At 53.5% G+C, this 13,663-nt stretch carries 16 protein-coding genes; 13 read left to right on the top strand and 3 right to left on the bottom strand.

The features are described from left to right. Nucleotides 1–28: 28 nt before the first annotated feature. The 3 genes from QY332_19075 to QY332_19065 all read right to left on the bottom strand — a co-directional run bounded on the left by QY332_19075 (nucleotide 29) and on the right by QY332_19065 (nucleotide 2,512). Nucleotides 29–940, bottom strand: a complete 912-nt coding sequence (locus QY332_19075; protein ID WKZ35718.1) for a dihydrodipicolinate synthase family protein — start codon at nucleotides 938–940, stop codon at nucleotides 29–31. A gap of 2 nt (nucleotides 941–942) precedes the next feature. Beyond that, nucleotides 943–1,797 (bottom strand): hypothetical protein, encoded by an 855-nt coding sequence (locus tag QY332_19070; GenBank protein WKZ35717.1) that lies wholly within the window; start codon nucleotides 1,795–1,797, stop codon nucleotides 943–945. Nucleotides 1,798–1,891: 94 nt separating this feature from the next. Further along, nucleotides 1,892–2,512: a metallophosphoesterase gene (locus tag QY332_19065; protein ID WKZ35716.1), complete on the bottom strand. Its 621-nt coding sequence runs from the start codon at nucleotides 2,510–2,512 to the stop codon at nucleotides 1,892–1,894. Between the two features lie 209 nt (nucleotides 2,513–2,721). On the opposite strand from QY332_19065, the gene QY332_19060 reads away from it, so the two are divergent. The 13 genes from QY332_19060 to QY332_19000 all read left to right on the top strand — a co-directional run bounded on the left by QY332_19060 (nucleotide 2,722) and on the right by QY332_19000 (nucleotide 13,658). Next, a complete protein-coding gene (locus tag QY332_19060) occupies nucleotides 2,722–4,527 on the top strand; it encodes a serine/threonine-protein kinase (GenBank protein ID WKZ35715.1) in 1,806 nt (601 codons plus the stop codon). Between the two features lie 11 nt (nucleotides 4,528–4,538). Continuing rightward, nucleotides 4,539–5,477 carry a protein phosphatase 2C domain-containing protein gene (locus QY332_19055; GenBank protein ID WKZ35714.1) on the top strand — a complete coding sequence of 313 codons (939 nt, stop codon included), beginning with the start codon at nucleotides 4,539–4,541 and terminating at the stop codon, nucleotides 5,475–5,477. A gap of 2 nt (nucleotides 5,478–5,479) precedes the next feature. After that, on the top strand, nucleotides 5,480–6,964 hold the full coding sequence (locus tag QY332_19050; GenBank protein WKZ35713.1) for a DnaJ domain-containing protein: 1,485 nt from the start codon (nucleotides 5,480–5,482) through the stop codon (nucleotides 6,962–6,964). Next, the gene (locus QY332_19045) at nucleotides 6,961–7,467 is read left to right on the top strand and encodes an FHA domain-containing protein (protein ID WKZ35712.1); all 507 of its coding nucleotides are present in this window, start codon (nucleotides 6,961–6,963) and stop codon (nucleotides 7,465–7,467) included. Before QY332_19050 ends, QY332_19045 begins: the two co-directional genes overlap by 4 nt. 15 nt (nucleotides 7,468–7,482) lie before the next feature. After that, on the top strand, nucleotides 7,483–7,725 hold the full coding sequence (locus tag QY332_19040; protein WKZ35711.1) for a hypothetical protein: 243 nt from the start codon (nucleotides 7,483–7,485) through the stop codon (nucleotides 7,723–7,725). A 1-nt stretch (nucleotide 7,726) separates the two neighbouring features. Further along, entirely contained in the window at nucleotides 7,727–8,446 is a 720-nt protein-coding gene (locus QY332_19035) for a response regulator transcription factor (GenBank protein ID WKZ35710.1), read from the top strand. Between the two features lie 223 nt (nucleotides 8,447–8,669). Then, nucleotides 8,670–9,113 (top strand): Hsp20/alpha crystallin family protein, encoded by a 444-nt coding sequence (locus QY332_19030; GenBank protein ID WKZ35709.1) that lies wholly within the window; start codon nucleotides 8,670–8,672, stop codon nucleotides 9,111–9,113. 80 nt (nucleotides 9,114–9,193) lie between these two features. Beyond that, entirely contained in the window at nucleotides 9,194–10,441 is a 1,248-nt protein-coding gene (locus QY332_19025; protein ID WKZ35708.1) for a Zn-dependent hydrolase, read from the top strand. A 79-nt stretch (nucleotides 10,442–10,520) separates the two neighbouring features. Further along, nucleotides 10,521–11,543, top strand: a complete 1,023-nt coding sequence (add, locus tag QY332_19020) for an adenosine deaminase (GenBank protein ID WKZ35707.1) — start codon at nucleotides 10,521–10,523, stop codon at nucleotides 11,541–11,543. A gap of 138 nt (nucleotides 11,544–11,681) precedes the next feature. Further along, nucleotides 11,682–11,852 carry a 50S ribosomal protein L34 gene (rpmH, locus tag QY332_19015; GenBank protein WKZ35706.1) on the top strand — a complete coding sequence of 57 codons (171 nt, stop codon included), beginning with the start codon at nucleotides 11,682–11,684 and terminating at the stop codon, nucleotides 11,850–11,852. A 41-nt stretch (nucleotides 11,853–11,893) separates the two neighbouring features. Next, nucleotides 11,894–12,244 (top strand): ribonuclease P protein component, encoded by a 351-nt coding sequence (rnpA, locus tag QY332_19010; GenBank protein ID WKZ35705.1) that lies wholly within the window; start codon nucleotides 11,894–11,896, stop codon nucleotides 12,242–12,244. Then, nucleotides 12,234–12,530, top strand: a complete 297-nt coding sequence (yidD, locus tag QY332_19005; GenBank protein WKZ35704.1) for a membrane protein insertion efficiency factor YidD — start codon at nucleotides 12,234–12,236, stop codon at nucleotides 12,528–12,530. Before rnpA ends, yidD begins: the two co-directional genes overlap by 11 nt. A 54-nt stretch (nucleotides 12,531–12,584) precedes the next feature. Then, the gene (locus QY332_19000; protein WKZ35703.1) at nucleotides 12,585–13,658 is read left to right on the top strand and encodes a PQQ-binding-like beta-propeller repeat protein; all 1,074 of its coding nucleotides are present in this window, start codon (nucleotides 12,585–12,587) and stop codon (nucleotides 13,656–13,658) included. Nucleotides 13,659–13,663: the final 5 nt, after the last annotated feature.

Genomic DNA, 13,663 nt, shown 5'->3' with positions numbered 1-13,663 from the left:
GACACAGCGTCGCTGTGTCCCTACTGAATTACGAGATTTTTGAAAACTTCTCCGCCGCATCTACCAGCGTTTTCTCGTCCGCATCTTCCAGCGGCGCGCGCACCGACCAGCGCGGAAGTCCGTGTATCTTATGAAGCAGTCCCTTCAAGATAGGGGCGATGGGGGCGTAACTTTCAAGAAAATGCCGCTGTTCGCTGACCTTCGCCTGCGCTTCGGACGGGTCTTCTCCTTCCTGAAACAGATCCCAAACCTTGCGCAGGTTATCCGAGATCAGATTTGCGGGTGCGGTGATCGCGCCTTGTGCGTTGTTCTTCAGCGCATGATGCAAATAAGCGTCCGTGCCGTTCAGGACGAGCAGGTCTTTGCCAAAATGTTGACCAACTGCGGTTGCATAGGATTCATCATGTGATGAATCCTTGATGCCTGCGAATTGATTCGGGAATTTTTCCTTCAATCGTTCAAGCAGTTCCAGCGAAAAGCCGATGCCTGTCATGGGCGGGATATGATAGCCGAGCAGATATTTTCCTTCTGGCACGGCTTTCTCGATCAATTCGCTGAACCATTGGAACAAGCCGTCATCTGTCACTTTGCGGAAGTAATATGGCGGCAGGACGACCGTCCCATCGTAGCCGAGTTGGTAGGCGAGTTTGGTCAATTCGATGGTTTCGGTCAGGCTGGGTGTGCCTGTGCCTGCCAGTAGTTTGAATCCGCGAATTTGCTGGCGCACAACGCGCACGGAGCGCAGGAATATCTCACGTTCCTTGGGCGAGAAGGACGGTCCCTCGCCAGTTGTGCCGAAGAGCAAGGCACCGTGGCAGCCTCTACCAGCGAGGAAATGCAAAAAGGCGAGAACCGACTCAAGGTCGAAGGAAGAGGCGTCTGTTTTTAGTGGAGTTACGGCTGCGGCGTAGACTCCTGCCAGTGGATGAAGGTCAGTCATGGTTACTCGTTTTCTTCGATGAACGTTTTTGCGGCTGTCTCCGGCGGCTGCAGGGGTTGCCCCTGTTCCTTGTATAAATAATGCTGATGGTCCAGGGTCCAAAGATACAGATCGCCCTCCGTTTTGCCGGGAAATTCCTTTAAGATACCGCTCTTGCGGATGATCTCAATGATCGGCAGGTACACCGTATCGTACCAATGTGCGACAGCTTCCTCATCCGAGACGTCACGCTGGAGGTCAAGCCCCATAAAGTAGCCGTGAACGGCAATGTGTTCAAGCATGCGTTCAAAACCATCGGGGATGGTGAGCTTTATATTCGCATGCGGGCGGATCTTATCCAGGGAGGAGCGCTCAAGGAAGTGCACCTTTGTGTGAAGCACCTCAAGGTCTTCGGGTTTGATGTTGGGCGTGATGTTCACGCGGGTGGCGCATTCGCGCACTTCGGCTTCGATGTACAGTTGTCCCTTCTCGCGCGCGACGGATACGCGGTGATGACCATCCACGACAAAATAGACCTCGCCCACTTTGTACAGGACAACGGGCGGCAGGTGGATATCTTCGTAAAAGGCGCGATCCACTTTTTGCCAGCGGCTGGCGAGTTGATCTTCCTTTGGAAGGAAGGCGCGGTCGAATTCGTGATAACGGTTCAGACTCCCTGCGATCTGGTCCACGCGAATGGTTTTTACGCCCCGATAAATGGGACCGCCGATGTGCAGCTTTTCCTTGATCTCGTCGTAGGAGAGCAGGGTGGTGGTGTGTTTGTTTCCCGCAATCACGGAGAAGACCTGGTTGATGAAGGATTTGAAGCGTGCCTTGCTAAAGTCGGCGCGCGTGCGTTCGTTCAATGGGTTTGACATCTTCTTCACTCACTTTTGGAGACAGGCGGCTTGCCGCCGAAACCACGGGAGCATACCACTTCGTGGCACTTAACTCCCTGACTCCATATGGTTTTTAGATTTCCAATATTTTGTAAGGATATACGTTGATAATTCTGGTCTGATTAAACAGGGTTTCCTGATCTTCAAGGTTGTTCCTGTAAAAGTGTGTGTGTCCGTGAAGATGATAACGCGGTTTTGCAATGCGGTTGAGCCAGTTTAGGGCTTTCAATCCCTGATGTGCGAGGTCCGAGTCATCGTGGATGTGGAAGGGCGGTGAGTGGCTGATCAGGATGTCCATGGCGCGGCCGTGTTTAATGCGGTTTATCAGCAGCTGCGGGAGCAGTCGAAAAGCCCGCCGGTAGGCTTCCGATTGTGTGTATTGGTTGACACCATCGGGACGGTAGCGGATGCATCCGCCAAACCCGCCGATCAGGATATTATTGTGGCGGGCGGTTTTCAAGTCCAGGTTGGAGCCGCCCTCGGCTCTTGAGCGTTTATCCATCAGGTCGAATTGCGGGTCATGGTTGCCCGGTATGTAATACATGGGCACATTCAACATGGTGACGATATATTCCAGGTAGGTGTACGGCAGGTCGCCGCAGCCGAGGATGAGTTCTACACCCTGAAAATGTCCGCTGGGGACGAGGGTGTAGATGCGCTCCACAACCTGGTCGCTTACTGCTAGAATCCTCACAATAATGTATTGTGCCGTAGAAATCGGTTCCCCGCAAGCCGTCCCTCAACAAAATTGCAACGCCGGGCAGTTGCAATTCCTGCAACTGCACACTATAATTCATTAATCCGTTTGTGGAGAAGAGGAGCCCCCTTCTGGAAACAAAAAACATCACATCTTCCTTTTCAGGGCCTGGAGATCAATCTTCCCGCCAGCAGTTGCAGGCGGGAGTGACGCTCGTTAACCGTTACAATATTCAGGATGTGATCGGCGTGGGCGGCATGGGGTCGGTTTATCGCGCCCGCGATCTGCACTTTCCCAATGTGGTGAAACTGGTGGCTGTCAAGGAAATGATCAACCTGGCGCCCGACCCGCTTGTGCGCCAGACGATCGTTGAAAATTTTGAGCGCGAGGCGAACATGCTTGCCACGCTCAACCATCCGTCCATCCCGCGGATTTATGATTATTTTACCCATAACGATCATTCGTACCTTGTTCTGGAATTTATCCATGGCAAGGACCTTGAAACTGTAATCAGTGATTCGACTGGTTTTTTGCCGGAAGACCAGGTGATCAGTTGGGCGATCCAGCTTTGTGATGTGCTGGCTTATCTGCATGGGCATAAACCCGACCCGATTATCTTCCGCGATATGAAGCCTTCCAATGTGATGATCAACCATAACGGGGATGTGGTGCTTGTGGATTTTGGCATTGCCAAGAGATTCCAAACCGGACAGAAGGGGACGATGATCGGTACTGAGGGATATTCCCCACCCGAGCAGTATCGCGGGGAAGCCACGCCGATCGCGGATATTTATTCGATGGGCGCAACATTGCATCACACCATTACGCGCCGCGATCCGCGCCTTGAGCCGCCCTTTTCCTTTGCAGAACGTCCTGTGCGGAGGATTAATTCCAATGTTTCCACTGAATTTGAAGCGGTAATCAACACGGCCCTAGAATACAACCCGGCAGACCGTTTCCCCAGCGCTGACGCGATGAAGGATGCGCTGATGGGTGTGGCGCGCAAGACGGGTGCGCTTTCCAAGATCACCTCCGCCCTGCCGGCTGGCACTGGCGGGATTAAACCACTCTGGTCATTTAAATGTGAGGACGAAATCCGCGGCACGCCATTTTTGAATCAGGGCGTTTTATATATCGGCTGTTACGACAATAACCTGTATACCTTGAATGCGGCGGACGGGCAATTCCAATGGAAGTACCCGGCGGAGGGAGGAATCGTTTCCCGCCCGCTGGTTTATGATAATAATGTATTTTTCTGTTCTGAAGACCAGCGTTTGCATGTGGTCAGCGCACGCACCGGCAAAGTGGTGTGGACGTACTTCACGGAAGGGAAAATCTATTCCTCACCGCGAATTGCAGAGGGACACATTTTTTTTGGTTCGGACGACCAGGACCTTCATGCAGTAAACGTCAATACGGGGCGCGCAGTCTGGAAGTTTTCCACGGATGCACCGATCCATTCCACACCGTTGGTTTCAAATGAAATGGTTTATTTTGGCACGGAAGCCGGTTCCTTTTACGCCCTCGATTTCCGCGGTGAACTGAAATGGCGTTTTCAAGCCAAGCGTTCCGTCACGTCCTCCCCGATCGATAAGGGGCAGGCAATTTATTTTACTTCCCTGGATAGCACCCTATATTCATTGGATTTAATGAACGGCTGGGCAATCTGGAAGTACCGCCTTGGAAAAGGTTCCGTTTCGTCCCCGGCGATTGCGGATGATTTCATATTTGTCGGCGCGGCGGATGGGTTTCTTTATTGCGTGAATATACGGACCTCCAAGGAAGTCTGGCGTTTCCGCACCGAGAACCAGGTAAGCAGTTCGCCGGCCGTTTACAAGGATTCAGTGTATTGCGGCTCTGTGGATGGCACTATGTATTGTCTGGAATATCGCACGGGCCGTCTGCGCTGGAAGTTCGAAACACAAAGTGCAATCACCGGTTCCCCGGTGGTGTTTGACGATATTGTTTATTTTGGTTCAACAGACCATCACGTCTATGCTCTGTTCGCCTAAAAGGAGTTCTTGTGGCTGATTTTTTTCGAAAACTATTTGGTGAAAAGAAAGACCCCGAAAAGCACAAACAACCGCAACCGCAAACCCAACAGAAACAGGTGGATTCGGCCACGACTGCTCCTCTTACGGATCAGCAGATTAATTCCATTATCGCCAGTCAGAGTTTGAAATATGAAATGAGGCAGCTTATTGCCGGGGTTGGGCAATCGGTTGGAAAGCAGCGTGATCACAATGAAGACAGCGTACTTGCGCTGACCTCCACGATCTCCGGTAGCGTGGAGAATGTCCCCTTTGGGTTGTATATTGTCGCTGATGGAATGGGCGGACATCAATTTGGCGAAGTGGCGAGCAATGCCGCCATCCGCATTATGGGCGGCAACATCACCAAAAAGTTTCATTCCTACCTATATAAGCTGCCCACCCAGCCTCTTGAAGACTCATTGCAGGAGGTGATCGAAACATCCATTATGGAGGCGCATCAATACGTCCAGCGCGAGGCGCCGGGCAGCGGCACAACGGTCACTGCCGCGCTGGTGTTGGGGCAGCAGGTGACGATCGCGCATGTTGGCGACAGCCGGGCCTATTCCATCTATCCTGATGGAAGGGTTCAGCCGCTTACCCGCGACCATTCGCTGGTCAAACGCCTTGAAGAATTGGGGCACCTCAACAAGGATGAGGTTGATAATTTTCCCCATCGCAATGTCTTGATCCGTGCCCTGGGTCAGGGTGAATCACTCGAAGCCGATATCTTTACCATCCCATTCCCGCAGGGGGGATATCTGATGATATGCAGTGACGGTCTGTGGGGGGTTGTCAACGAAAAGGATATTTTCCGGATTGTGACGGAAGCGCCAAACCTTCACCGTGCCTGCCAGGGCCTGGTCGAAGCGGCCAATGCGGCCGGCGGTCCGGATAACATAACCGTCATTCTCACACAATTGATTGGGTAAAAATGTCATCCAGCAAGCCGGATTATTACGCGATCCTGGGTGTCTTCCGTGATGCATCACAGGAGGAGATTAAGCGTGCCTATTTTGAAGCCGCCCAGCGCCTGCATCCGGATAAAAACGTTGCCGCGGGTGAAACCGAGCTGTTTCTGGAGACACAGCAGGCCTATGAGGTGCTTTCAAATCCCAAGCGGCGCAGTATGTATGATGCGACACTACCCCCCGATGTTGAAGGCAACACGGTCATCAAACATGAGGTTTTTTTCAGCCGCCCGAACCTTGTGAAGCTGGGTGAACCCCAATTGATTTATGTATTGCTGGAAGTCGGCCCTCGCGAGGAAAAAACAACCATCCCATCCCCGCCCTTGAATATTTGCCTTGTCCTGGACCGCTCCACATCCATGCAGGGCGAAAAATTGGATATTGTAAAAGCCACCGCCATCCAATTGTTGCGCAGTCTGCGCCCTGAGGATGTGCTGAGCATGGTTGCGTTTAGCGACCGCGCTGAAGTGATTATCCCCGCCTCGATCAAACTGGATAAAAAGATGCAGGAGGGGCGCATTCAAATGATGCAGGCATCCGGTGCCACGGAGATTTACACCGGGCTGGAGGCGGGACTGAAGGAAATCCGCCGCACCCTGGATCCCTCACGTGTCAACCATGTTATTTTGCTGACCGACGGGCAAACCTATGGAGATGAACAGGCATGCCTCAAGCTGGCCGAGGAGGCCGCCGCTCAAAACGTGGGCATCACCGGCATGGGCATTGGACATGAATGGAACGATATCTTTCTTGATGCACTTGCCAGCAAAACGGGCGGCTCCTCCGCCTACATCTCAAAACCAAAGGATATTGAGCATCTGCTTGTCGAGAAATTTAAAGCCCTGATCAGCACATATGCAGATGAAGTCCTGCTGGAATTCACGGAGCAGGAAAACGTCAAGATAAATTACGCGTTTCGCCTGCAGCCCGAAGGCGGTTCCGTCGAGATTGAAATGCCCATGCATCTGGGCCCGATTTTGCGGGACGCGCCGCTGCAAGTCTTGTTTGAGTTTCTCGTCAGCCCGGGCGCCTTGGGCGACGATGATATTGCGACGTTATTAAGCGGCACATTGAAGACTTCCATTACGGCCCGGCCCACACCGGTTCCGCCGATTCGTTTGCACCTCACCCGTGCGGTGCAGCAAAACCCTTCAGCGGATCCACCGCCGACCCGGATTTTGAGCGCGCTCGCGCGCCTTACCTTGTATCGGATGCAGGAACGCGCACGCGAGGCGGCGGATGCGGGTCAATTTGATACGGCAGTCCGCCATCTAAAAAACCTTGCCACACACCTGTTATCACAGGGGGAACATTCCCTTGCGAAGACGGCCTTGTTCGAAGCCGAGAACCTCGAGAAAATGCATGCCTGGAGCGCGGGTGGCAACAAGGATATAAAATATAGTACACGGGCGCTTTTGTTGAGCGGTGTAAAGGAGAAGGCAGGATGATCGTCTGTTCGAGTTGTAAGCATGCAAACATGGACGGGGCAATGTTTTGTGCCGAGTGCGGGGCTCAATTGGTTGGCAAGGATTCCTTTACCACCCAAACGATTTCCGATGACAAATTCAGGGATAGCAAGGTATCCACAGGAGATCTGTATCAATCGTTCGACGGGGGGGAGGCGTGGGGAAGTCTCCACCTGCTGGATACCGGGCAGGTGCTTCCACTTTCCTCGGGCAACGAATTTACCATTGGGCGCATCAGCGAGGGTCAGCCGATCATGCCTGATATCGACCTTTCACCATATAAAGCCTATGCTGCGGGAGTATCGCGTTTGCATGCGGTTATCAAAAGGGATGGCGCCCGCCTCATTTTCATGGACCTCGGTTCCGCCAACGGCACGTACATCAACGGGAAGAAGCTCTCTCCCAATGTGGAACAGAATCTAAATAATGGAGATATCATTGCGCTTGGAAAGATGAAAATACAAATATTGCTTGAGGATAAATAGGAAAGAGAGCATCATATGGCGTATTCAATTATATTACATATTGCCGGGGAAGGCGCTATTGCCGGAGAGATTGAAGAGCTTCCCAAACCCGCCGATACGAATATCGTGGTCATGAACCCGCGCCAGAGGGACGGCAAGGACCTGCACTATATTGACAATAATGTCGTCAGGGTCATCTGGCCGCTTTCCTCGTTAAGTTTCATTGAGATCCTGGAAAGCGCGGAGGAAGAGAAGATCATCGGTTTCGTAAGGGACTAGCATGCCGGATTCAATGGAACGCCGCCGCATATTGGTTGTGGATGATGAAGAACGCATGGTGCGTTTCATCCGCATGAACCTGGAACATGATGGCTTTCAGGTGAGTGAAGCTTTTAATGGCAAGCAGGCCATTCAAAGGATACGGGACGTTACGCCGGACATCATCCTGTTGGATGTGATGATGCCGGACCTTGATGGGTTTGAGGTTTTGGAGACCATCCGCGAATTCAGCAATGTGCCGGTCATCATGTTGACTGCCAAGGGGGAGGAGGATGATCGTGTGCGCGGACTTGAAAACGGCGCAGACGATTACATTACCAAACCGTTCAGTCCGCGTGAATTGGTCAGCCGTATTAAAGCCGTCCTGCGCCGCACGGAGGGAGCCACCGGTTCCATGCACGGTTTGCTCGAGATCGACAAACGCCTCAAAATTGACTTCGACCGCCGCGAGATCTGGCTGGAAGGCAAACTCGTCAAATTGCGCCCGACGGAATATCGTCTGCTCTTCCACCTTGTGCAAAATGCGGGTTGGGTCGTTTCACACGACCAACTGCTTCAGAAGGTGTGGGGATATGAATACCGGGACGAGCCGCATTACGTGCGCCTTTACATTAACTACCTGCGCCAGAAGCTGGAGAAGGACCCCGCCAACCCGCAGTACATCCTTACCGAGCGCGGCGTGGGCTACCGCTTTGTGGACTTCAAACGCGGCAGGGAATGATCCATGTCCGAACAAAAGCCTGAAAATGAGCCTGCGGCCATCAGAAAATTGATTGCCATTTGCATAATCTGCCTTGGACTGGTGTATGGGATCGTCGCGCTGGTCAAATTTCTAATTACCTGAAATTTTAACGAAACGCAGACAAAACGCTTGTGTCTTTCTAACACAGGCGTTTTAAATTAAGAGCGTAGGTTCAAACCAACCAAATCAAAAGGAGGTAGCTATGTCTAATTTAATTCGTTGGGAACCCGCCCGTGATATGATGACGTTGCGCGAAGCCATGGATCGCCTCTTCGACGACGCCTTCACCCGTCCGCTCAGCCTGGCCGGCAATCCCTGGACAGTGCCGGCGGTGGATATGTACCAGACCGATAATGAGGTCGTGGTGAAAGCCGCCCTGCCCGGCATCAAAGCGGATGAAGTCCAGATCAACATCACCGGCGAAGTACTCACCCTTAAGGGTGAAGTCAGCCAGAAGGAAGAAGTGAAGGAAAAGGCATACCATATCCGCGAACAGCGCTGGGGCGCGTTTGAACGTGCCGTCGCCCTGCCGACCAATGTCGTCGCCGATAAAGCCAAAGCCGATTTCGAGAACGGCATTCTCACCATAACGCTTCCCAAGGCCGAAGAAGCCAAACCCAAGACCATTACCATCAAGACCAAATAACGCGTGATGCACACGAAATTGGAGCCGGGTCCGCCCGGCTCCAATTTTTGTTATATGATTGTGGGGACAGGAGGCTTCCCATGACGCAAACCTATTCAAGTCTTCGCATCAATTCGGACCGTTTGTTTGATTCATTTACCCAGCTGGCATCCATCGGCGCTACAGCAGACGGCGGCGTGCATCGGCCTGCATTGAACGATGCGCATCTTGCGGCACGTGCCTGGTTCCGCGAGCAGATCGAAGCCTGCGGCCTGGAATTTTGCGTGGATGGGGCGGGGAATCATTCCGCTGTCCTTGCAAACGATGTGGAGCATTCTCCCACGTTGCTCATCGGCTCGCACCTGGACTCCGTCCCGAATGGAGGGCGTTACGACGGCGCTCTCGGCGTGACGTCCGCTCTCGAGGTGTTGAGAACCATCCAGGAAAACGGGATCAGGCTCAAGGTCAATTTGGAGGCGATTGACTTTACCGATGAAGAAGGCACGTTGGTCGGTCTGCTTGGGAGCGCAGCGCTGGCGGGTCATCTCAGTCAAAAGGATCTGGATTCCCCGCGTGGCGGACGCGAAAATCTGGTCGCGGGAATGGAACGGGCGGGACTGTCCGATGCCAGCATGTTGAGCGCCGCACGGATGAAAGAGTCGCTGGCGGGATATCTTGAAGTCCATATTGAACAGGGGAAAAGACTCGAACGCGCGGGGATCGATGTGGGCATTGTCACGGCAATTGTTGGAATTTGGTCCCATCGTTTGTCCTTCATCGGCAGGGCGGACCATGCAGGCTCAACCACAATGGAGGATAGGCTCGACGCGTCCCTGAGTGCGAGTGCGTTCACGCTTGCCGCACGCGAACTGGTCATGAGGGACTTTCCGAATTGTGTTGTGAATGTGGGCAATATGGACTTTACGCCCGGCGTATTTAATATTGTGCCGGAACGCGTGGATTTGGCATTGGAATTTCGGTCACCCGATGTGGGGCAATTTAAACGCCTGGATGCTGCATTGCTGGAGCTGGCGCAAAACGAGGCGGAGCATTTTGGCCTGGAATTGAGCATTGAATTTCTCGGCAGGCATTCGCCGAGTTCGATGAGCGCTGCGGTTCAAAATGCATTTGCAGAAGCCTGTGACAGTTTGGAACTGACCCACTTGTCCATGCCGTCCGGCGCGGGACACGACGGGCAGTCGTTTGCGGATTTGTGTCCTGTGGGCATGATCTTCGTTCCATCTGTGGACGGTGCAAGCCACTCGCCGCGCGAATTCACCAAATGGAAGGACTGCATCAACGGCGCGAATGTGCTGTTGCAAACGGTTTTGAGATTAACAAGCGGGTAAAATAAACCACAGACGAACCCGCGTGGACGCGGATTTGATTTACCTGTTTATCTGTGGTCAATAAAATCAGGATGCACCCATGAAAAATTTCGACCCGAAATACAACGACATTCCCAAGACCGAGATCCATTGCCATCTCGAGGGCGCGATCCGCACGCAGACCATCATTGACGTTGCGTGCGAATACAACATTTCCCTGCCCGCCTACGAAGCGGAAGAGCTGGACAAACACGTCAAAGTCCTTGATCAGATGCGCGACCTGCAAGCCGTCCTGGAAGCGTTCGATATTTTTCAACGCAGCATCACCTCCCCCGCCGTCTTCGAGCGGATTGCCTGGGAATTGTTCGAGGACTGTGCCCGGCAGAATATCAAACTATTTGAAGTGCGCTTCTCGCCCGATTGGGCGTTTCATGGACATGGCCTGGATTGGGACGCCTGCCTCGATGGTCTGCTCCGCGCTCAGGAACGGGCGGAAAAGGAATTCGACATGGCAATCGGCATCATTGCCATCACCTCCCGCAGCATGGGTGCGGAGTCGTGCGTCAAAACCGTGGATTGGGCGATCCGCCACCGCAGGCATATCAATGCCGTGGACCTTGCCGACGGCGAAATGCTCTATCCGATGAAGGACTTTGTCAAACCCATCTTGAAGGCGAAGGAGGCCGGCTTGAAGGTGACCATCCACTCCGGCGAGGATACGCCTGCCTCCTATGTGATCGAATCCATCCGCAACTTTCAGCCCGACCGCATTGGACACGGCATACACAGCATTGAGGACGTGCAGGCGGTGGAGTTGATCAAGGAAAGGGGCATCACGCTTGAGGTGAATCCGTGGTCGAATTACCTGACCAATTCCGTCCCGACGATCGAGGCGCATCCGCTCAAGAAGCTGTTCGATCTCGGCGTGCGCGTCACGATAAATTCGGATGATCCCGAAGTCCTTGAGACGAATGTCAATAACGAATACCGCATCGCGCACGAAGTCCTCGGTATGAGCATGGCGGATGTCCACGTTTGCAATCGTTTTGCCTTTCAAGCCTCATTTATCGAGGAGTCCGCCAAACAACGAATTTGGGATACATACTTTAATGCCCGGGCTTGAAACCCTCAAACTGCCCAAAACTCAAATTGACCGATTCGCAACCCTCTTGGTATAATAACACGCTAGTCTACCCCAGAATACCCTGTCCCATTGGGGATTGTGTAATCATCTTTTCAGTAATAAAGGAAGAAAATTAGAATGCCCAAGCGAACATATCAACCCAAGATCCGCCGCCGCGTGCGCGTGCACGGTTTCCGCAAACGCATGTCCACGGCTGATGGCCGCGCAGTGCTCAAGCGCCGCCGCCTCAAGGGCCGTTACAGACTCGCAGTCAAGTCCAACGAACACGTCAAGCGGACTCGTTGGTAGGCCTCCTCGCGTTTTGACGCGGAGACCACGATGAGGTGCGGGTGCAGAGAAAATTCCGACTGTCCCGGTCCGAAGATTTCAAGCGGGTGCGGCGATCAGGCAAGTCCTATGCCCATCCGCTTGTTGTGTTAGTGGCGCAGGCCAGCGAAACAGCAACCCATGTCCGTGTGGGTGTTGCCGCAGGCAAGACGACAGGGACAGCCGTCCACCGCAACCGAGCCAAACGACTTTTACGCGAAGCCATGCGCCCCCTGCTTTCCTCACTCGCCTCCGGCTGGGACCTGATCCTGATCGCCCGACCCGCGCTGGTAACCGCCACCCTGGCAGATACCCGCTCCGCGCTGACGAACCTTCTCCAGCGAGCCAAAATCCTCCCTGCGGATGAATCCTGAAAACCAGTTCCATCTCCATGATTATTCCCATGAACCGCGTCTGCGCGATCTGCCGCGCACGCTGGTTAATTTGCCGCGCATCCCCGTGCTGGCGTTGATCCGTTTATATCAAATGGTGGTTTCGCCGGGCCTGCCTGCAAATACCTGCCGCTTTTACCCGTCCTGTTCCCATTATGGGTATCAGGCGGTCTATAAACACGGTGCCTTGAAAGGCTCGCTCATGGCGGGCTGGCGCGTATTGCGCTGCAACCCCTTCAACCCCGGTGGATACGACCCTGTTCCATAGAAAAATCATCGCCCCATCGAGGGACGATTGCAACGAGTTAGGAGTATTACGAATTTGAAAACAAAACGATTGCTTTTATTTTCCCTGCTGGCCCTTGGCGTCATTCTTCTCAGCGCGTGTAGTGGACAGCCCCTGTCAAACAACTGGCCTGGTCTCGCCGCGGATGCCGAACGCGCATACATCTCCAGCGGTTCCTACATCTACGCAGTGGACGTGACAAATGGACGCGAAGTCTGGCGTTACCCCTCCGATGCGGACAGCAAATTACTATTCTATGCAAACCCTGTCCTTACGCCGGATGGTCAACTTTTGATCGGGAGCGCCGGTTCAGCCCACTCCTTCACAAGCATTGACCCTGAAACGGGCAAAGAGAACTGGACTGAACCTTTTACGAAGTCAATCGGAAAATGGGTGGCTTCGCCGCTTGTCCTCAATGATGTGATCTATGCGCCCAACACGGATGGTTTTCTGTATATCCTTAATATGAGAGGCAGGGAAATTGCGGACCCCATTGAATTGGGCGGCGCATTGTGGTCCACCCCGGCAACCGACGGCACGCTTCTTTATGTCACCTCGCTTGACCATCGCTTCTACGTCGTTGACCCCCTTGGACGCGTTTTGAACGATCCAATTGACCTCGGCGGCGCAGCCCCCGGCAGCCCCGCAATGGGAAATGATGGGGTGTATGTGGGTTCGTTTGCATCCAGGATTGAGTTCATTCAACCCGACGGCAGGCATGAAGTGATTGCCACTGCCAGAAATTGGATCTGGGGAACCCCCGCTCTGGATGGCGAAACCCTGTATTACGCCGACCTGGATGGAATGCTCTATTCGTTTGACCTGACCAGCGGACGCCAGAACTGGGATAACGTTCAGCCGGATGGTCCCATCGTGGCGAGTCTGCTTGTAGTGGGCGACCAGATTTACGTTGCGACTGAATCGGGCTCCTTCTACGCTTTGGACCGCGACGGGAAAATCGTCTGGGAAAAGACACCCGGCGGCAGTATTTATACCACCCCTGTCATTTCAGGTGATTTGATCCTCGTGGCGCCGTATCAGGCTGAGTTTGCCCTTGCCGCTTATGACGCGGATGGCAAACAAGCCTGGACGTTCCAGCCCGGGAAATAAGGAAA

The organism is Anaerolineales bacterium, from assembly GCA_030583885.1.
GTDB lineage: Bacteria > Chloroflexota > Anaerolineae > Anaerolineales > Villigracilaceae > Villigracilis.
Note: the sequence above shows the minus strand (reverse complement) of the source record. Positions and strands in the feature narration are given on the sequence as shown.